19 protein-coding genes and 1 pseudogene are annotated in these 18896 nt (G+C 61.2%); 7 read left to right on the top strand and 13 right to left on the bottom strand.

The window, feature by feature from the left end; all coding sequences use genetic code 11:
• Positions 1-88 precede the first annotated feature (88 nt).
• Positions 89-325 (top strand): DUF2171 domain-containing protein, encoded by a 237-nt coding sequence (locus tag HG250_RS06295; protein ID WP_170003822.1) that lies wholly within the window; start codon positions 89-91, stop codon positions 323-325.
• Positions 326-471: 146 nt separating this feature from the next.
• Here the strand turns inward: HG250_RS06295 and HG250_RS06290 are convergent, their stop codons facing one another.
• The 7 genes from HG250_RS06290 to HG250_RS06260 form a co-directional block, all read right to left on the bottom strand.
• Positions 472-645 carry a hypothetical protein gene (locus HG250_RS06290; RefSeq protein WP_170003820.1) on the bottom strand — a complete coding sequence of 58 codons (174 nt, stop codon included), beginning with the start codon at positions 643-645 and terminating at the stop codon, positions 472-474.
• Between the two features lie 70 nt (positions 646-715).
• Entirely contained in the window at positions 716-931 is a 216-nt protein-coding gene (locus HG250_RS06285) for a hypothetical protein (protein ID WP_170003818.1), read from the bottom strand.
• 83 nt (positions 932-1014) lie between these two features.
• Entirely contained in the window at positions 1015-2976 is a 1962-nt protein-coding gene (locus HG250_RS06280) for a ribonucleoside-diphosphate reductase subunit alpha (protein ID WP_240956937.1), read from the bottom strand.
• Positions 2977-3841: 865 nt separating this feature from the next.
• Complete coding sequence (locus tag HG250_RS06275) at positions 3842-4117, bottom strand: hypothetical protein (protein ID WP_170003816.1); 276 nt, start codon at positions 4115-4117, stop codon at positions 3842-3844.
• 141 nt (positions 4118-4258) lie between these two features.
• Positions 4259-5146, bottom strand: coding sequence for an alpha/beta fold hydrolase (locus tag HG250_RS06270; RefSeq protein WP_170003814.1), 888 nt, complete (start codon positions 5144-5146; stop codon positions 4259-4261).
• Between the two features lie 82 nt (positions 5147-5228).
• Entirely contained in the window at positions 5229-6803 is a 1575-nt protein-coding gene (nadB, locus tag HG250_RS06265) for an L-aspartate oxidase (RefSeq protein WP_170003812.1), read from the bottom strand.
• Entirely contained in the window at positions 6800-7783 is a 984-nt protein-coding gene (locus HG250_RS06260) for an ABC transporter ATP-binding protein (RefSeq protein ID WP_170003810.1), read from the bottom strand. Before HG250_RS06260 ends, nadB begins: the two co-directional genes overlap by 4 nt.
• A gap of 124 nt (positions 7784-7907) precedes the next feature.
• Here HG250_RS06260 and HG250_RS06255 point away from each other — a divergent pair, with 124 nt between their 5' ends.
• Positions 7908-8519 carry a DUF4402 domain-containing protein gene (locus HG250_RS06255; protein WP_170003808.1) on the top strand — a complete coding sequence of 204 codons (612 nt, stop codon included), beginning with the start codon at positions 7908-7910 and terminating at the stop codon, positions 8517-8519.
• 51 nt (positions 8520-8570) lie between these two features.
• Positions 8571-8846 carry a zinc-finger domain-containing protein gene (locus HG250_RS06250; protein ID WP_170003806.1) on the top strand — a complete coding sequence of 92 codons (276 nt, stop codon included), beginning with the start codon at positions 8571-8573 and terminating at the stop codon, positions 8844-8846.
• 131 nt (positions 8847-8977) lie between these two features.
• On the opposite strand, the pseudogene HG250_RS06245 reads toward HG250_RS06250, so the two are convergent.
• Positions 8978-9811, bottom strand: a pseudogene (locus tag HG250_RS06245) (IS1 family transposase); the annotation flags it as partial.
• Here HG250_RS06245 and HG250_RS06240 point away from each other — a divergent pair.
• Positions 9789-10466, top strand: a complete 678-nt coding sequence (locus HG250_RS06240) for a hypothetical protein (protein WP_240956936.1) — start codon at positions 9789-9791, stop codon at positions 10464-10466. The pseudogene HG250_RS06245 and the gene HG250_RS06240 sit on opposite strands and share 23 nt — an antisense overlap.
• 2 nt (positions 10467-10468) lie before the next feature.
• Positions 10469-11656: a helix-turn-helix domain-containing protein gene (locus tag HG250_RS06235; RefSeq protein ID WP_170003804.1), complete on the top strand. Its 1188-nt coding sequence runs from the start codon at positions 10469-10471 to the stop codon at positions 11654-11656.
• 213 nt (positions 11657-11869) lie between these two features.
• Here the strand turns inward: HG250_RS06235 and HG250_RS06230 are convergent, their stop codons facing one another.
• The gene (locus tag HG250_RS06230; protein WP_170003802.1) at positions 11870-12067 is read right to left on the bottom strand and encodes a hypothetical protein; all 198 of its coding nucleotides are present in this window, start codon (positions 12065-12067) and stop codon (positions 11870-11872) included.
• 253 nt (positions 12068-12320) lie between these two features.
• On the opposite strand from HG250_RS06230, the gene HG250_RS06225 reads away from it, so the two are divergent.
• Together HG250_RS06225 and HG250_RS06220 are read left to right on the top strand one after the other, a co-directional pair.
• On the top strand, positions 12321-12752 hold the full coding sequence (locus HG250_RS06225; RefSeq protein ID WP_240956935.1) for a hypothetical protein: 432 nt from the start codon (positions 12321-12323) through the stop codon (positions 12750-12752).
• Positions 12753-12792: 40 nt separating this feature from the next.
• Positions 12793-13347 carry a DUF924 family protein gene (locus HG250_RS06220; protein ID WP_170003800.1) on the top strand — a complete coding sequence of 185 codons (555 nt, stop codon included), beginning with the start codon at positions 12793-12795 and terminating at the stop codon, positions 13345-13347.
• A gap of 81 nt (positions 13348-13428) precedes the next feature.
• Here the strand turns inward: HG250_RS06220 and HG250_RS06215 are convergent, their stop codons facing one another.
• From HG250_RS06215 to HG250_RS06200, 4 genes are all read right to left on the bottom strand, one after another.
• Positions 13429-14400 carry an FkbM family methyltransferase gene (locus HG250_RS06215; protein WP_170003798.1) on the bottom strand — a complete coding sequence of 324 codons (972 nt, stop codon included), beginning with the start codon at positions 14398-14400 and terminating at the stop codon, positions 13429-13431.
• Positions 14401-14508: 108 nt separating this feature from the next.
• On the bottom strand, positions 14509-16086 hold the full coding sequence (guaA, locus tag HG250_RS06210; RefSeq protein WP_170003796.1) for a glutamine-hydrolyzing GMP synthase: 1578 nt from the start codon (positions 16084-16086) through the stop codon (positions 14509-14511).
• Between the two features lie 397 nt (positions 16087-16483).
• A complete protein-coding gene (locus tag HG250_RS06205) occupies positions 16484-18082 on the bottom strand; it encodes a class I adenylate-forming enzyme family protein (RefSeq protein WP_170003793.1) in 1599 nt (532 codons plus the stop codon).
• An 18-nt stretch (positions 18083-18100) separates the two neighbouring features.
• A complete protein-coding gene (locus tag HG250_RS06200; RefSeq protein WP_170003791.1) occupies positions 18101-18799 on the bottom strand; it encodes a ZIP family metal transporter in 699 nt (232 codons plus the stop codon).
• Positions 18800-18896 lie beyond the last annotated feature (97 nt).

Genomic DNA, 18896 nt, shown 5'->3' with positions numbered 1-18896 from the left:
CCGCCGGGACTGAACAGCGCGGTGATGGAACTCCGCCGATCCTGTGCCGTTCATTTTCATGAGAACCAATACAAACGAGGAAACCTGCATGTTCGAGAAGATCCGCATCAAGGAACACATGGAAATCGCCGATTCGTCCGGCCAGCACGTCGGCACCGTCGACGAGGTGGAAGGCGACAACATCAAGCTGACCAAGACGGACGCCGCCGATTCCATGCACCACTTCATCCCCATGGACGCCGTCGATCGCATCGACGACAACCGCGTCTATCTAAAGGCCGGCGCGCGAATTCCAGACGGCCTTGGGAACAAGGCATCGTCTTGAGAATTAGAGTCCTGAGCATCTGCAGGACATAGAGTTTCTACCGTGTCGCAAGGCCGGTAGCAAAAGGGCCCCCAGCCTCACGACGGTGAGGTTGGGGGTTCCAATTTCTGCGCCGAAATCTCGTTCTCCGCCCTTTTGCGTCCGGGTCAGAACAGAATTTCGAAGAGCTGCCAGACGATCCAGCCAGCGACCGCCAGCACCACCAGTGCGAATGCCCGCGCGATGGCAGGCCGCCGCCGCCCCACGCCGCTCCACAGGACATAGGCCATCACCAGAAGCAGGGCGAGGCCCAGCAGATAGAAGATGATGGTCATGATCATGCCGCGCGTGAACGCAGCTTGTCGGCGGAGCGCGATGCAGCGGTGCTGCCGGCAGCCGATTGCAGGGGGATCACGGCAGGCGGTCGCCCGTCAGCGTCGGAACCTCTTCATCCGCATGATCGAGCGCCATGTCGGCTGCATCCACGATCGCGACAATCAGCGCGAGTACCGCCAGCGCCAGCGCCGTGCGGCGCAACATCTTCGCCTTGCCCGCATCCTCGGTCCGCCGCGATCGTCGCAGAACCAGCAGCGCGACCAGCAACAATGCAATAATCATGACTGTCATGCTGCTGTTTCCTGCAAACAAGGTTCACGGCAATCGATGCGCTGCGCTGCCTTTCGGCAGAACGCGTCGCCGCATGCCTGCCGTCATTGGCAGCTCAGGCATTCCTCGTAATCGGTCTGCTCGCCCGCGGCGAGTTCGAACTTCGTCGCCTCGGTCGTATTGTCGGCCTCGACACCGCCGGCGAATCCTGCGCGCTGGACGCTCTTCGACCGCAGGTAATAGAGCGACTTGATGCCCTTCTCCCACGCCTGGAAATGCAGCATCGCCAGATCCCATTTGTCGACATCGGCGGGGATAAACAGATTGAGGCTCTGCGCCTGGTCGATGAAGGGCGCGCGGTCTGCGGCGAATTCCAGCAGGTAGCGCTGATCGATCTCGAAGCTGGTCTTGAAGGTCGCCTTCTCCTCCGCCGTCAGGAAGTCGAGATGCGCGACGGAACCGGCTTTCTCCAGGATCGAGTTCCACACATTGGTCGAATCCTTCGACTTTTCGCGCAGCAATTTCTCCAGATAGGGGTTCTTCACCACGAAGCTGCCCGACAGCGTCTTGTGGGTGTAGATATTGGCCGGGATCGGCTCGATACACGCGCTGGTGCCGCCGCAGATGATGCTGATAGACGCGGTGGGCGCGATCGCCATCTTGCAGGAGAAGCGCTCCATCGCGCCCATATCCTCGGCATCGGGGCACGGTCCGCGCTCATGCGCCAGCATCATGGATGCCTCGTCCGCCCCGGCCGAGATGTGCTTGAACATCTTGAGGTTCCAGACCTTGGCCATCGCGCTTTCCAGCGGGATGTTCTTGGCCTGCAGGAAGGAGTGATAGCCCATCACGCCCAGCCCCACGCTGCGTTCGCGGCTGGCGGAATATTTCGCCCGCGCCATTTCGTCCGGCGCCCGGTCGATGTAATCCTGCAGCACATTGTCTAGGAAGCGCATCACATCCTCGATGAAGCGCTTGTCGCTGTGCCATTCGTCCCATTTTTCCAGGTTGAGCGAGGACAGGCAGCAGACCGCCGTTCTGTCGTTGCCCAGATGGTCGCGGCCCGTTGGCAGCGTGATTTCGCTGCACAAATTGGAGGTCGACACCTTGAGGCCGAGATCGCGGTGATGCTTGGGCATCATCCGGTTCACGGTGTCGGAAAAGACGATATAGGGTTCGCCCGTGGCGAGGCGCGTTTCCACCAGCTTCTGGAACAGGCTGCGCGCATCCACCGTGGCGCGAACTTCGCCCGTCTTGGGCGATGTGAGGTCGAATTTCTCGCCCGCGCGCACCGCTTCCATGAAGGCGTCGGTCAGCAACACGCCGTGATGCAGGTTCAGCGCCTTGCGGTTGAAATCGCCCGAGGGTTTACGGATTTCGAGGAATTCCTCGATTTCAGGGTGCGATACGTCGAGGTAGCAGGCGGCCGATCCGCGCCGCAGCGATCCCTGGCTGATCGCCAGCGTCAGGCTGTCCATCACCCGCACGAAGGGGATGATGCCGCTGGTCTTGCCGTTGAGGCCCACAGGCTCGCCAATGCCGCGCACATGGCCCCAATAGGTGCCGATGCCGCCGCCCTTGCTGGCAAGCCACACATTTTCATTCCAGGTGCCGACGATGCCTTCCAGGCTGTCCTCGACGGAATTGAGATAGCAGGAGATCGGCAGGCCGCGATGGGTGCCGCCGTTGGACAGGACGGGCGTCGCGGGCATGAACCACAGGCGCGAGATGTAATCATACAGCCGCTGGGCATGGTCCTGATCGTCGGCATAGGCATCGGCCACGCGGGCGAACAGATCCTGAAAGCTCTCATTCGGCAGCAGATAGCGGTCGATCAGCGTCTCCTTGCCGAAATCGGTCAGGAGATCGTCACGAGAATCATCGGTCACCACGGTAAATCGGCGATCGTTGATCTTCTTGCTGTCATCGACGCCCTTGCCATTCGTCGCGACATTGGCGCGCGCTGCCTCGGCAAGGGTGCCGGCCAGGGCATCGGTCAGAACCTCGGCGGCTTTTTCGTCCACCAGGTCATCCGATCCGCTATCGCGTCTTTCCAAGTTACTCATATTGTTATCCGTAACTGCTACTGCGCCACGGCCCATATTTTTACTGTTTATGGGATCTATACTCTGGCTCCTTTCCAGCATGACCTCCTCGTCGAAACCTTCGTGGAACGCCATGTACATACCCTCCATTTTGAGAGCGTAAGCCAGCATTCACCTGTCGAGTGACAGACGGTGCGTAACTTTGATTCTCAATTGCTATGCAGTGAGCACCACAAGATGATGGGGCATCGGCCCGTTGCTCGCTGCTATGGATGGTATAATTGCGCGGAATAATATCACCTGTCAAGACGCGGAAGAATGCCTCCTGTCATGGATTATACCCGACTCACTCGCAGGCTCTTGGTCAGCTAAGTTGAAGGCTGTGAGCCATCTAAAATGGGCAAGTGTTGACCGAAGAGTCGCCGTTCCACTCCAGAAAATCGTCATCATCGGCGTCGTCATTGCGGACTGACCACCATTCAAATTTGATGGCGCCAGTCAAGTTATCCACAACACATAAATGTCGGTTTACATAGCCCGCGACTTCAACTGGCTTCTTTCGAGCAATCATTTTTACCCTCCATTCGCTGCCCACTAGATATGGTGGTGCGCTCCTTAACTACATACCTTATGTGCCAATTTGACGTGCTGCAAGCACCACAAAAGTCGGGCAGCGCAAATTTTTGTTGGTAATTTGTTCTCGCCATCCAGCGCGGCGCGTGGATCATCCTTGGGTCGCAGGCAGCGCAAGCGGAAAATCGCATCGGGGAAAAATAATCCGGCAGGGCGGAGCCGGGCAGCGCAAACAAAAAGGGGCCTCGCCGCGGCGAAGCCCCTTCACGTGCATGAACGGTCCGGAGCGTAGCCCCAGCCCGGTTCGCGGCGATCATTCCATCGTGTCGGCGCGCTCGTTGATTGCGTCGGCACGGACTTCGCCAGCTTCCTCGACAGCATCCGCACGGGCGTCCAGCGTCGCTTCGCCAGCTTCGGTCATGGCGTTATCGGCTGCATCTTCAAGCTGATCAGCCCGCATGTCGGAGCGTTCCTCGACGATATCGGCCTGCTCTTCGAGCGCATCGCCGCGTTCCTCGACAGCCGAATCGGGGCCGCAGGCGGCCAGCAGCGCGAATACGGGCAGGGCAGCAAATGTCATCTTCTTCATAATTCTCGTCCTTCCTAGACTTGCGGGCAGAGAGGCGTTCGTCTGATCGGCGCCATTTTTCTGCCATATTCATCCGACCAACGCCGCGGGGCTTACGCTGTTCCGGAAAAAGGCACAATTGCCTTATTCATGCGGAATGGCTCAGGCGGCTTTTCGCGCGTGTGCCGCCACGGCGTCGGCGATCTCCTCCACCAGTTCGACCGGCAGATCGTGGCCCATGCCGGGAATGATCTTCAGTTCCGCACCGGGTATATGCGCGGCGGTGTCGCGACCTGCCTCCACCTTCACCAGCGGGTCGGCTTCGCCATGCAGCACCAGCGTCGGGGCCTTCACATCGGCCAGCCGCTCGCGCCGGTCGCCATCGGCAAGGATGGCGGCAAGTTGCCGCGGCAGGCCCTGCGGATGGAAGCTGCGTTCGAAATTGGCGCGGATATTCTGTTCGAGCCTGTCCTCGGCAGCGGGATAGGCCGGACTGCCGATGGCTCTGGACAGGCGCTTCCCATGGGCGAGGATATTCGGCATCTCGGTATTTTTCGGCCTGGCGGTCAGCGCCGCCAGCGCCCCCTTCTCGGCTTGCGGCAGGCGGCGGTGCCCGGTCGTGGACATGATCGAGGTCAGGCTGGCGGTGCGCTCGGCGTGTTCCACCGCCACCAATTGCGCGATCATCCCGCCCATCGACGCACCGACGATATGTGCCTTGCGAATGTCCAGCGCGTCCAGCAGTCCGACTGCATCCGCCGCCATGTCCGAGAGGGTATAGGGAACCCGCGGCTTCAGGCCGAAACGCGCTTTCAACACGGTCAGGGGAATGGAAGGCACGCCCGCGGAATCAAACTTCTCGCTGAGGCCGATGTCGCGATTGTCATAGCGGATAACCCTGAAACCGCGCTCCGTCAGCGCCTCCACCAGTTCCATGGGCCACAGCGTCAGCTGCGCGCCCAGCCCCATGATCAGCAGGATCGGCGGCGCGCGCTCGTCACCGTAATCCTCATATTCCAGCGTGATGTCATTCGCCTTGATCTGCGCCATCAGTCCTTTCCCCTCTCCGCCCGTTATCTCTGTCCATGTCGAACATTGCCCGGAGAATTCCTGTCGGGTTTGATGGCAGCGATCAAGGCACCAGCACGGTATCGCGCGCTACCGGGTCCGTCTCCGGGTAATCCAGCGTGAAATGCAACCCGCGGCTTTCATGGCGGCTGAGTGCGCTCCGCACGATCAGTTCGGCGCATTGATGCAGATTGCGAAGTTCGATCAGATCGGTGGTGACGCGGAAAGCGCCGTAATATTCATCGATCTCGCGGCCCAGCAGATCAATCCGGCGCGCGGCGCGTTCCAGCCGCTTGGTGCTGCGCACGATGCCGACATAATTCCACATGAAGCGGCGGATTTCCGTCCAGTTCTGCTTGATGACCACCTCCTCGTCGGAATGGGTCACGCGGCTTTCGTCCCATTCGCGGATGGCGGGCGGTTCGTCCAGATCGGTCCAGCAGGAATTGATGTCGCGCGCCGCCGCCTCGCCAAAGACGAAACATTCGAGCAGGCTGTTCGACGCCAGGCGGTTCGCGCCGTGCAGACCGCTTTCGGTGCATTCCCCCGCCGCCCACAGGCCCGGCAGGTCGGTACGGGCGTCCAGATCGACGATGACGCCGCCGCAGGTGTAATGCTGCGCCGGCACGACGGGGATCGGCTGCCGCGTCATGTCGATGCCGAGGCCCAGCAGCTTGTCATGGATCGTCGGGAAATGTTCGCGCACGAATTCCGGCGGCCTGTGGCTGATATCGAGATTCACGAAATCGAGGCCGTAGCGCTTGATCTGGTCGTCGATGGCGCGGGCGACGATGTCGCGGGGCGCAAGTTCGCCGCGTTCATCGTAATCGGGCATGAAGCGGCGCCCGGTTTCCGGGTGCAGCAGATGTCCGCCTTCGCCCCGCACCGCCTCGGTGATGAGGAAGTTCTTCACCTCCAGATTATACAGGCAGGTCGGGTGGAACTGCATGAATTCCATGTTGGCCACCCGCGCGCCGGCCCGCCACGCCATGGCGATGCCATCGCCGGTCGCGCCGCGCGGTGCGGTGGAGAAGCGGTAGCACCGCCCCGCCCCGCCCGCCGCCAGGATCGTCGCGCGGGCGACATGGGCCTCGACCTTGCCGGTGGACTCATCCGCCGCATAGGCGCCCCAGATGCGGCCCGATCCGGAATAGCGTTCCGCATTGCGCCCGGTGATCAGATCGATGCAGGCACGGCCCGGCAGCAGGGTGATGTTGTCATGTGCCATGGCGGCGTTCAGCAAGGCTTCCTGAACGGCCCAGCCGGTCGCATCGTCGACATGGACGATCCGGCGGTGGGAATGCCCCCCTTCCCGCGTCAGATGCAGGTCGCTGCCGGTCCCGTTGAAGGGTACGCCGAGATCGACCAGCCGCTGGATCGAACCGGGCGCCTGTTCGATCACATATTCCACCGTTTCGCGGCGATTGAGGCCGGCGCCCGCCACCATCGTGTCGCGGATGTGGTTCTCGAACGTATCGCCGGTATCCAGCACCGCGGCGATCCCACCCTGCGCCCACGCGGTGCTGCCCCCGGTGAGCGACCCCTTGGCCAGCACCAGCACCTTGCGCGTTTCCGCCAGCGCCAGCGCCGCCGTCAGCCCCGCCGCACCCGAACCGATGATGAGGACGTCGTGGATCATCGCGCGGTCTCGCTCACCCGGTCGGTGCCGGTTGCGGCTGCGCTGGTCAGCGAGACGAACACATCCTCCAGATCCGCCTCGCGCGTGATCACGTCCTCGATCCGCATGCCTTGCTCCTGCAACCGGTTCAGCACCTGGCCGGCGGTGATGCGGTCCTTGTCATAGGTGATCGCCACGCGGCGGGGGTCGAGCAGTTCGACCTTGGCGAATTCCGCATCCCGCGGCGCAGCGTGCAGCGGAGCATCCAGCGTGACCTCGACGATCTTTTCCCGTGCCATGTCGACCAGCTCGCGGGTCGGCTTGTTCGCGATGAGTTCGCCGTGATTGATGATGGCGATATTGTCGCAAAGCTGTTCCGCTTCTTCCAGGTAATGCGTGGTGAGCACGACCGTCACCCCCTCCGCGTTGAGCGATCCGACCAGTTCCCACAATTGCCGCCGCAATTCGACATCGACCCCGGCCGTGGGTTCGTCCAGCACCAGGATGGGCGGGGAATGGACCATCGCCTTGGCGATCAGCAGGCGGCGCTTCATCCCGCCCGACAGCGTCCGGGCATAGGCGTCGCGCTTGTCCGAAAGATGGACGGCGGCCAGCAATTCCTCCGACCGGCGCTCCTTCTTCGGAACGCCGTAGAAGCCGGCCTGGTTCTCCAGAACCTCGAAAGGCGTGAAGAATGGGTCGAAGACAATTTCCTGCGGCACGATCCCGATCGACCGCTTGGCATTGCGGCGGTTCCGGTCGATATCGAAGCCCCAGATCTCGGCCGACCCTTGCGATTTCGTGACCAGCCCGGCCAGGATGTTGATCAGCGTGGACTTGCCCGCGCCATTGGGGCCGAGCAGGCCGAAAATGCCGCCCTGCGGTACGTCGAAGCTGACGCCCTTCAGCGCCAGCTTGCCTTCCCCGCCCCCGGTTCCGGCATAGCGTTTGACGACATCGCGGATGCGGATGGCGGGCGGCGGGGCGTGGGCAGGATCCATGCTGCTGCCCTAGGGGGCGCATGCGGCTTTCGTAAAGAGCGCAGAATCGTATACCGTTCAAGCAGGACCACTCCGGCAGGCGCTAAACATACATTAACGGGCTTTCGCTATTTGTAGCGGCACAATGGCCGTCCATCCGTTCAAACGCGAGGTGATTCGCTTCTTTCCGTTTCCGGTGCGCCAGGCGCTCTCCGCGGTGGGAAGCGGTGTGGTGTGCATCGCCATAGCCGCCATCATGGCAGCCGCGCCGGCCAAGGCGCAGACCGTGACCCTGTCGCAGGCCCGGACAGTCGTGATCGAAGAACTGACCATGACCAAGCTGAAGGACATGGATTTCGGCTATGTCCTCACCAATGGTGCGGGCGGCACGGTGCGGATGACGGCGACGAGGAACAACAGCTGCATCCCCAGCGCCCGTCTGGGCCATAGCGGCATCTGCCAATATGCCGAATTTGCAGGCTATGGCGAAAGCGGCCGGCAAGTGCGGATCAAGCTGCCGGGCGGCAACAAGCTGACGCTGAACGGTCCGGGTGCCGACATTCAGCTGACCAACATGGTGGTCGACGGCACGCCGGAGATGCGCCGTACCGGGCAGGGCAAGGGATTCGTCAAATACCGGATCGATGCGGCCAGCGGGGCTTTTGCCTTTCGTATCGGCGGGACGATCACGATCAATCCGGGCCAGTTGCCCGGCGTCTATGCGGCGCCTTTCGAAGTGCGGATCGAATATGACTGACCGCAATCTGCAGCGTTGAATTTGCTGCCCTGCGGCATTAACGCGGGGTGCATGAGGACACCGCCACCCGAAATAACGATCGTCGAAACGCGCCGCGCCAGCTGCGACGGTGCGGGCGCGATTCGCGGCACGAAGCGGGTGCGCCCTGCCGCGCTTGGTCATCCCCGCGTCTTTCTTGCAATTGACGAGACTGGATATGTCGATTGCGGCTATTGCGACCGGCGATTCATCCTGAAGCATGGCCCCGCCGACCCGGACCATGCCACCGATGTCGAACTGGTGAAGGACGACAAGGCCGGAATGACCGGCGCATCAACGCCGTCCTGACCCTGTAGATACACCTGTGCTTGGCTCGCCGGCTTCATAAGAATGCTTCCGGACCGCTTCCGGGCTTCTTGTAGGAGGCCATCGTGCCAATCGGGCTGGACCAGTCCTGGAAAGCCATTCCTGGTAGTGTCTCAGTTTGAAATTTTCTCTCCCCGCTTTTTGTAAGGGCCGCGTTTCGCTGGCGGCGGAGCCATTTCGTCAATCTTAGCCACAATGTCCTCAAGCGACCACAGGCGGTCGGTGATCCCTGCTGCCATAGCGGGCGTCACCTTGAGTGATTTGTGGATGCGGCAGAAGTTGTAGAACGCGAAATAGAGCGCCAGCGCGTGAATGTGATTGTCGAGCTTCTTTGAGAAGGCATTAGTCAACCGCGTGAAGCGACGGTTCTGCATACGGATCGACAGGTTCATGCGCTCGACGTGCGACGTGCTTACATGGGCGATGTCGGGATTGCCTTCGACACGGCGATTGCGAATGCCAGTGCATTCGGCGGGGCTGTAGCGAACTTCGCTGCCCTTGCCGCCTTGCTCGCCATAGAGCTTCACGAGCTGGGCATAGTCAACGTCCGCGCCGAAAGCGACTTCCACGGCCTCAAGATAGGCGCGGTGTCCGTCTGTTGTGAGTTGGACCCGATTGGCGAGGCGAGCGCGTAGATCGTCCATCAGGATCATGGCGCTTTCCGCGCCACGGTCGTCAACGAAGTAGGACACCATGAGCTTGCTTTCCGCGTCGATAGCGGTCCACGTCCACACGTCGCCAGCACCATCAGGAGCGGCTTTCGCGGTCGAGACGTTCTTGGCTTTAGCATAGCAGAACGACCAGATTTCATCGCACTGGACCCGGCCCGCTTTTACGTCGCGCACGTTCTCGTCATGGATGGCAAGAGCAGCCTCCCCGGCTTCCACCAGCAGCTTTGAGACAGTGTTAATCGACACGTCCGCGATGCGGCTGATTGAGCGCATGGATGCCTATGAGCGCCTTAAGGCTACAGCACTGACCATGATCGTCCGGGATGTTCCGGCGTCTTTTTGGTCTGAACTGCGTTCGCTTGCGATGATCGCTTACGCTGATGTCGATGCCGACCAGAACGTGCTGCCGGACCAAAAAATCGACCTGCTCCTTCAGCGCCGCCATTTCCAGATGGAGAAGCTCATCGTTGATCTCGCCATTAAGCATGGCCTCTCGCATACCATGAGCCTGATCGTCCAGAACAACCGCCGCCATGCCTATATCCGCAACGGCGATGTCGCCATGACGCAATCCTATGTGCAGGCAATCGGCATGTTGCCGCAGCCCGCAAAGTTTCGCGAGCGTCTCGCCAACTCGATGGAATTGCCCCGCCTTGATTTGGGCGATGAGCCGGAAGGCACTTTCGTGATGCCAACCCTCTATGGCCTGATCGCCCACAACCCCATTGGTCGCCGCTTCAGGCTGGAAGAGCAGAAGTTGGGCATGATCCAGTTTTGCCTTCCCGCCTCTGACTGCAAGGCATGGGCCGCCGAGTTCACCGTTACCGAGATTCTCGAAGCATATCCCGCCGCGCCCAAGAAGGACGTGCCCAAGCGTTCTATGCCTTGGAAGAAGCCCAAGGATGGTGAGGCGTCGGGAGCAGGTGAATAACAATGACAGTTATCGCACAAGGTTTCGTCGGTGAACGGCTGGCCGAGGCGCGTATGGCGCTCGGGCTTAGTGCTACCGTGTTTGCCGACTTGGCGGATTTGAGCGTTCAGTCCGTCTCAAAGTATGAGAACAATCGCCAGACGCCCAAGCTCGACGGGGTCCATCGTTTTGCCTCAATCTTGAAGGTTCCCTACGATTACTTTTTTCGCCCTATGGCCGCTAGAAATGAGAAGCCGATCTTTTGGCGTGGTCGCCTGTCGGCTCCACCCACTGCGCGCGACCGCGCTGAAGTCCGTCTCGAATGGATGAAGGAAGTCGTTGATTATCTGGCGTCCTATTTCGATCTTCCGGCCCTCAATGTGCCTCAAATTGATCATGCAGAAGATCATTTTGGCAGTCTCGATTTCGTGGAACGTGTGGCCGACGAAATCCGGGAATTTTGGGAAATCCGGCCCGGCCCAATGCCTGATACGATTGAGCAACTAGAGACGAACGGCATCTTGATGTCCCGGATTCATGTCCGGGTCGACAAGCTCGACGCCTTCTCTCAATGGTCTGATCGCTTCGGTGTGCCGTTCGTCGTGCTATCGCGGGACAAAGCGAGCGCATGTCGCCAGCGCTTCGATGTGTTGCACGAACTGGTCCATATCATCTGCCACGCGAACATTTCTCAGAAGCGGTTGAATGATCGCGCGTTCTACAAGGCAGCCGAAAAGCAGGCGGACCAAATTGCATCGGCAATACTGTTGCCAGAAGCAGAGTTTGTAGGTGAGCTTTACGCGCCTTCACTTGATGGATTTCTGACTCTCAAAGAGCGATGGGGTGCATCTGTTGCCGCCATGATTATGCGGTCCAAGCATCTTGATCTGATTGATGATGACGATGCACGCCGCCTGTGGATCAACTACAATCGGCGCGGCTGGCGTAAGGGCGAGCCGCTCGACAACAAGCTGGAAAAGGAGGAGCCGCATCTGATCCGGCGCAGCTTTGAGCTTCTTATGGAAGAGGGCGTTCAGTCCGCAAGCCAGATTACGAAAGCACTACCTTTTCCAGTAGCGGACTTGGAGGAGTTAGCCGACCTTGAACCAGGAACGCTCGCCAAAGAAACCGACTCTCGCGCCGCGCCGATCCTCAAAGACGAGTTTCGTCAGGATTCGAATGTGGTGAGCATATTTAGAGACAAGGATTAGTCCTTAGACCAACGCTTCTGAGCAGCTTTTCGGGCAATCTCACTGCGGCGTTCAGAGGAAAGCTTGTCAGCGCGAGCCTTGCCGCCTTCGCTGCCAACAGTCTTATCAGGCTTCTCCGTTTCCGTGTCGTCGTCCTCCTCGCCCGTAGCGATACGAGCGACACGAATAGCCGCGCCGATCACATCGGCTGGGCGCTTCTGTCCTTGTGGTCCTTTAGGCATTATCGCGTGGTCCTAGACGAGCAATAATGGCGTCATAGTCAGCAATGCTCAGGCGCAGAAGTTCGCGGGCATTAGCTTCGGTCATACCGTTGACGATTTTGAGCGTGCCTGCGTCCAACTGCGCGAGTTGTTTTAACGCTTCGGCCTTTGATGCCTTTGCATCGGCAAAAATTTTGGCAAATGTATCCATAGCTCCCTATAATATGGGAACGAGTGGAATGCGCGTCAAATTTCAAAATGAGACACTACCCCATTCCTGCGCTGCTTGACCTGTCCGCCTTTCTGGCGGGCGGACCCGCGGCGCGGGTCAGGATAGCATGCTGTCAGACCTGGTTCATTCGCCATCCGCCATGATCGGCGAACAGACAGCGGGCCGGGTCCGGCCTGGTCTCGTGTCCTGCACTCCTGTTGCGGCGGCGGGTTACGAGGGAAAGGAGCCGATCATGACGAACAGGATGAATATCGCCGGGGCGGCTGCGTTCATTGCCAGTGCGATGACGATATCGGCCCTGCCGGCCGGCGCACAGGTCGCTCATGCGGCGGAGGAGACGATCCTGACCGAAGGCGAGGCGAAACTCGCCCGGCTGCTCGACGGGCGCGTTGCCGGTACGCCGCAGAATTGCATCCCCTCGAATCGAATCCGCGATTTCGAGTCGATCGACCGCACCGCGCTGGTTTATGAAATTGGCGATACGATCTACGTCAATTACACGAGAATACCCGAAACCATCGACGACGACGATCTGGTCCTGTCACGGCAATTCGGAACGCGTCTCTGCCGCCTGGACAATGTAACGACTCACAACCGCAGCAATAATCTGTATTCCGGCAATCTGTTTTTGACCGAATTCATCCCGTACCGTCGCGCGGATTGATGCCGCGCCTTGGGTCCAGCAACCGGCAGATCGGGGCCTGATGAGCCTGCCCTTGCGGCCGTGGGCTGCGGAAATCCTGCACGTCTGGTTTCATCGGCTGCATCCGCCCGACTGGTTCAACCCCGCGCCGGCGGTGGATGCCATGCTGCGGCGCCGGTTCCGGTCCGACCTTCTTGCGCTTGGCGGTCAGCTTGCGGAGACCTTTCTGACAGACCCGCAGCTTGCACTCGCATCCGTTCTGCTCTTCGATCAGGTGCCGCGCAACATCTTTCGTGACGATCCCATGGCTTACCATTGGGATCCTCTGGCACAGGAAATCGCTAAAGGGGCGATCGGAAGGGGCTGGGATGCCGCGATGAACCGCCACGAAAGGCAATTTCTCGGCATGCCGCTGATGCATTCCGAAAATATCGCCGATCAGCAGGCCAGCCTGCGCTATTTCTCGCGTCCGCCGCTGCGCTTCGTCATGGATTTCGCCCGCTCCCACCACCGGATGATCGCGCGCTTCGGACGATTTCCACATCGCAACCCGGTGCTGGGCCGGTTGAGCACGGCGGCGGAGAAGCGCGCGGTTGCCTCGGGATTCAGCTGGTAGCGCCGCCCGGCTGCACGGGGCGAGGCCGCAAAGGTGCCGTCTGGCGACGCGGCGGGGCAAAACGCCCATGGATCGCAACCTTCAGTAGAACAGGTGGTATCTGTAAGCTGCTGCCGTTCCAAGCGTCAGCCTCTTGGCAAGACGCTGCGTCCGATCGATATGACGAACGATCCTCGTCAACTGGCGACATAAATCGGCGAGGGCGTCGCTTGCAAACGCTTCTTCTTCAGGCAGATGTGCGAGCATCCAGAGAAGCAGATCGTTCCGCCTGTAGACCAGCAGCACCGCAAGATAACGGCGCAACGCAGCCTGATCGTGCCGGTCTGCCAGTATTTTCTCCGGCATTTTCAGGAAAAGCGCATCGCCTGCCACCAGCTGGCCGAAGCGTTCGGTGCCCAGTTCCTTTCGGCTCACGGCGTCGCTCTTTCGTGTCCAGCGGGTGAGATCCACGAAATCGACCAGAGCGAAACCTTGTGCGGCGGCGAATTTCGCAACGTCGCAGAACAGCGGCTGCCCAGCATAAAGCGGCTGAAATTCAACTTCCAGCTCCAGACCGAAACAGCTTTCGAGCAGCCGCACACCGGCGCGCAGGGCGTCCAGTTCGCCGCCCTGTATGTCCGCCTTCAGGAAATCGCAGCGCCCGATGCCGGCGTCGTCGAGAGAGATGACCGGCAGGGATGCCGTGTCCATTATGTCGAACCGGGCGGGGTCCGGGAATCGATCGAGAAATTCGCGATCGGGGCGAAAGGTCGAACTCACCTCGCCCTTGCGGCAAAGGTGAAAGGCGACCTCGCCCTGGGCGGCACCGATGGCATGGGGAAGAATTTCGTAACTGAGACAGGGTTGAGGCCTTGCGAGCAAAGCCGCGCGCGAACGCGCGTCGGGTTCGAAGCCGACATAATGGACATGATCGCGAACCGCCGCGAAACGAGAGGGCATCGCACCTGCCGCGCCGATATCGATCAGGGCGATACCGGCCCGGTCCGGGTCCAGCAGGCCGAATGCCTTGTTCAGCAGACGCTTTTCGCGCCTCGCCAGAAGTCCCCCGTCCATAAGTTTGTCCCTGCCCAGCTTCGGCAACACGCCCTTTGCAGCGGTCAGGCCTCAGCGGCTTGGCGCAACTTTACAAGGCCTGCAACCGGCAGTGTCACAGATTGTTTACTATTCCCATTCGATGGTGCCGGGCGGCTTGGAGGTATAGTCATAGACCACCCGGTTGATGCCCTTCACCTCGTTCACGATGCGGGTCGCGACCTGGCCCAGAAAGGCTCCGTCGAAAGGATAGACATCCGCCGTCATGCCGTCGGTGCTGGTCACCGCGCGCAGCGCGCAGACATTGTCATAGGTGCGGCCATCGCCCATCACGCCCACGGTCTTCACCGGCAGCAGCACCGCGAAGGCCTGCCAGATCGCGTCATAAAGGCCCGCCTTGCGTATCTCGTCGAGATAGATGGCATCCGCCTTGCGCAGGATATCGGCCCGCTCCTGCGTCACCTCGCCCGGAATGCGGATGGCGAGGCCCGGTCCGGGGAACGGATGCCGCCCCACGAAAACATCGGGCAGACCCAGTTCGCGGCCAAGATCGCGCACCTCGTCCTTGAACAATTCGCGCAAGGGTTCGACCAGTTGCATGTTCATGCGTTCGGGCAGGCCGCCCACATTGTGGTGGCTCTTGATGGTGACGCTCGGCCCGCCGGTGAAGGACACGCTTTCGATCACATCGGGATAGAGTGTCCCTTGAGCCAGGAAATCCGCGCCGCCGATGGCTTTCGCCTCGGCTTCGAACACGTCGATGAAGGTCTTGCCGATGAACTTGCGTTTCGCTTCGGGATCGGTGACGCCTTTCAGCCCGCCCAGGAACAGATCGGCCACGTCCTTGTGGACGAGGGGGATGTTGTAATGGTCGCGGAACAGGGTGACGACCTGCTCCGCCTCGTTCATCCGCATCAACCCGTGATCGACGAAGACGCAGGTTAGCTGCTCGCCGATGGCTTCGTGGATCAGCACGGCGGCCACGGCGGAATCCACCCCGCCCGACAGGCCGCAGATGACCTTGCCACCGCCGACCTGTTCGCGGATCTCCGCGATCTTGGCCTTGCGGAATTCGGCCATGGTCCAGTCGCCCGCCAGGCCGCAGACACGATGCGCGAAATTGGCCAGCAGGCGGGCACCGTCGGGCGTATGCACCACTTCGGGGTGGAACTGCATGGCGTAGATGCGGCGTTCGTCATTGGCGATGACGGCGAAGGGCGCACCGGCACTGGCCGCAACCGGGCGGAAGCCGGGGGCAAGCCGCGTCACCTTGTCGCCATGGCTCATCCACACCTGGTGCTTTTCGCCGGTCTGCCACAGCCCGTCGAACAGGGTGCAATCATCTTCGATGGTGATGAAGGCGCGCCCGAATTCTCCGGAATCCCCGGCCATGACCTCGCCGCCGAGTTGCAGGGTCAGCGCCTGCTGGCCGTAACAGATGCCCAGCATCGGCAAGCCGCTGTCGAGCACCTCCTGCGGGATGCGGGGACCGTCCGGATCGGTGACGCTGGCAGGGCTGCCCGACAGGATGACACCCTTGGGCAGCATCCGGCGGAAAGCCTCCAGCGCGGCGTTGAATGGCGCGATTTCGGAATAGACCCCCGCTTCGCGCACGCGGCGGGCGATCAGCTGCGTGACCTGGCTGCCGAAGTCCACGATGAGGATGGAATCACCCTGTACGATCTCGGTAAGATGCGATGCGTTCATGGGGCAAGCGCGCTACGCCGCCACCTGCGCCGTGTAAAGCGGCAGAGGCTGCCGGGTCGGATGATGCCGGCGCAAAAGCCCAGTTGCAAAATCCGCAACGGAGGCAGCAGTTTTCTCATTTGTGGAAAGCTGCACGAAAGATTATTTCACCCTTCGAGCCGGGCGGCGGACGTCCTCTCCCCCCTCCAATCCGCCGCCGGCCACTTCATCCTTCCGGAGAATATGTCATGCGCAGATACGCAGCAAATCTTCTGGCATTCGCAAGCGCCGCTGCTCTCAGCGGCATCATGCTCGGTCACACTCTCGTCTGACCGACGACGGAAGCCTCAAGACGGAAAATCAGGGCGTGCCTGTTTCGCAATAGCAGAAACAAGGCGCGCCCTTTTCGTTCGACTCGTCAGCCCTGCATCGTATTCCAGACGGCGCGCAATTCGGTCTTGAGCAGTTTGCCGATATGGCTGCGCGGCATTTCGGCAATCTCGTGCAGTTCGGACAGGCGCTGCGTCTTACCCAGACGCCCGTTTACCCGCTCCCGCAATCTTTCGACCGGCTCCTCTCGCGCGCCGCTTTCCAGCACGACGAAGCCGACCGGCGTCTCGCCCCAGGCATCGCTCGGAACACCGATCACGGCCGCTTCGGCAATCTCCGGCTCCTGCTCCAGAGCCGCTTCGAGATCGACGGGATAGATGTTGAAGCCGCCCGAGATGATGACGTCCTTTGCCCGCCCCACCAGTTCGATAAAACCATCCGCATCGATCCGGCCGATATCGCCCATTCGCATCCAGTCCTCGCCCGTTTCCGGGTCCGTCCACAGGGCTTCCGCCGTCGCCTCCGGCCGGTTACGGTAGCCGATCATCATCGCACCGGAACGGCCGACCAGCTGACCCGCCTGCCCCGCAACCAGAACTTCGTCACCCTCGCCGATGACTTTCAGTGTGTGGCCCGGCGCGGGCCGCCCGACCGTGTGCAATTTATCAGGGAATTCATGGGCGGGCAGCAGGCATGTCACCCCGCCCTCGGTCATGCCGTAGATCTCGATCAGCGCGCCGGGCATCCGGTCCAGAACACGGCGCTTCAATTCGGCCGGGAAAGGCGCACTGGTGCAATATTTGAGGCGCAGGGCCGACAGGTCGAAATCGTCGAACCGCGGCACGTCGAGCAGGCGCCGATATTGTACCGGCACCAGCATCGTCAGCGATATGGCGTGCTCCTGCGCCAGCCCAAGCCAGGCTTGCGCATCGAAGCGGCCCATGATGGTGACGCAGCCGCCCGCCAGCAGCGTGGGCAGGAAGGCGACCATCGTGGTGTTGGAATAGAGCGGCGTGGATGTGAGCGCCTGCACGCCGCCCCCTGATTCTTCGAAATTACGGGCGAGGCTGAGCGCGGTCGTGGCAAATTGCGTCCAGCGCATCGCGTGGGAATGGACGATGCCCTTGGGCGTGCCGGTGGTGCCGCTGGAATAGATGATGTTGAACGGGTCGCCGGGTGCGGGCGAAAAGGGCAGCGCCTCCCGCCCTTCGGCAGCCATCCAGCTGTCCGGGCCGGGGCGCAGATCCTCATCCAGCATGACGATCTGCATTGTCTCGCCGAGATCATCGAAAAACGCCTCGCCCAGTTCATCGCGCTTTGCCCGGTCGATGAACAGGTGCCTTGCGCCGCTGTCGCGCACCATCGCCGCCAATTGTCCAGCGCTGGCGCTTGTGGTCAGCGGAGCCGCCACCCCGCCCGCCCGCACTGCTGCGAGGAAGGTGAGCGCATAATCGGCGCTGCTGGTGCCGAGGATGGCGACTGCCTGCCCCGGCTCCAGTCCGCTGTCCTGCAAGGCGGCGGCGATCCTCTCGACCCGCGTGCCCGTTTCGGCCCAGGTGAGTTCCTGATATTCGTCGCGCAGGGCCCATCGCTCCGCAAAACGCTTCGTATTGGCGGCGATGATGTCAGGAAAGGCACCGTAGGAGGCGTCAAGTTCGGCGCAGAGTTCGGCGGCAGGATCTGTCATGCCGCGCATCCTATGGCATCAGCCAAGCTCTGCAAGGCCCAACGCCATGATAACGCCCAGTGCGGTGGCCACACCGACCCAGTGCCATTTCTCGCGATAGGCTTTCGGAAAAACCTCCATGGCGAGGCTGGCGATCACGGCTCCTGCGGCAAAGCAGCGGATGGCGGCGAGCCATTCACCGCTGATTTCGTCCAGGAACAAGCGGCCTCCGATGGCCGCTCCGGCCAGCAGTAGTGCAGTCGCCCCCCACAAGGCGAGAATCTTGCCCCGCGAGTGACTCTTTCCCGCCATATCCCTTGCTCCGCCCGCCGCTTCGGGCAGGTTGGAGAGCAGGATCGACCCGGCAAGCGCCGCGACTTCCATCGGGGTCGATCCGATCAGCGCCACCCCTAGGGCTAGGTTCTCCGGAATACCATCCAGCGTGATGGCGACCAGCAGACCGCCACCCGAATCCGGCCCGACCCTGCGGTCGATCATGCTGTCCGCCAATGCGAAGGTAACAGCCCCTGCCAGCACCCCGATCGCCGCGATCAGCACCGATCCGTCGGCAAGCGCAGGTTCGATCAGTTCGCTGCTCACGGAAAGCAGCAAGGCGCCACCCGCCATGGCAACCAGAAAGCTTTCGGTGCGGCGACCCAGCTTTCCGTAAAGCCCCCAAATCGCGCCCACCAGCAATGCGCCCGACACCACCGCCACCACGATCACCATCGTCATCATTGTTCCAGATCTCCATGCACTGCGCTGCCTTCCCAAACCCGCGAAAGGCTGTGGAAGGCGGCACGCTGCGCTTCCCTGCGCCCTTCATAATGCCTAT

The sequence above is a fragment of the Pseudopontixanthobacter vadosimaris genome (assembly GCF_012979275.1).
Classification (GTDB): Bacteria; Pseudomonadota; Alphaproteobacteria; order Sphingomonadales; family Sphingomonadaceae; genus Pseudopontixanthobacter; species Pseudopontixanthobacter vadosimaris.
This window is presented reverse-complemented; position numbering and strand designations above follow the sequence as displayed.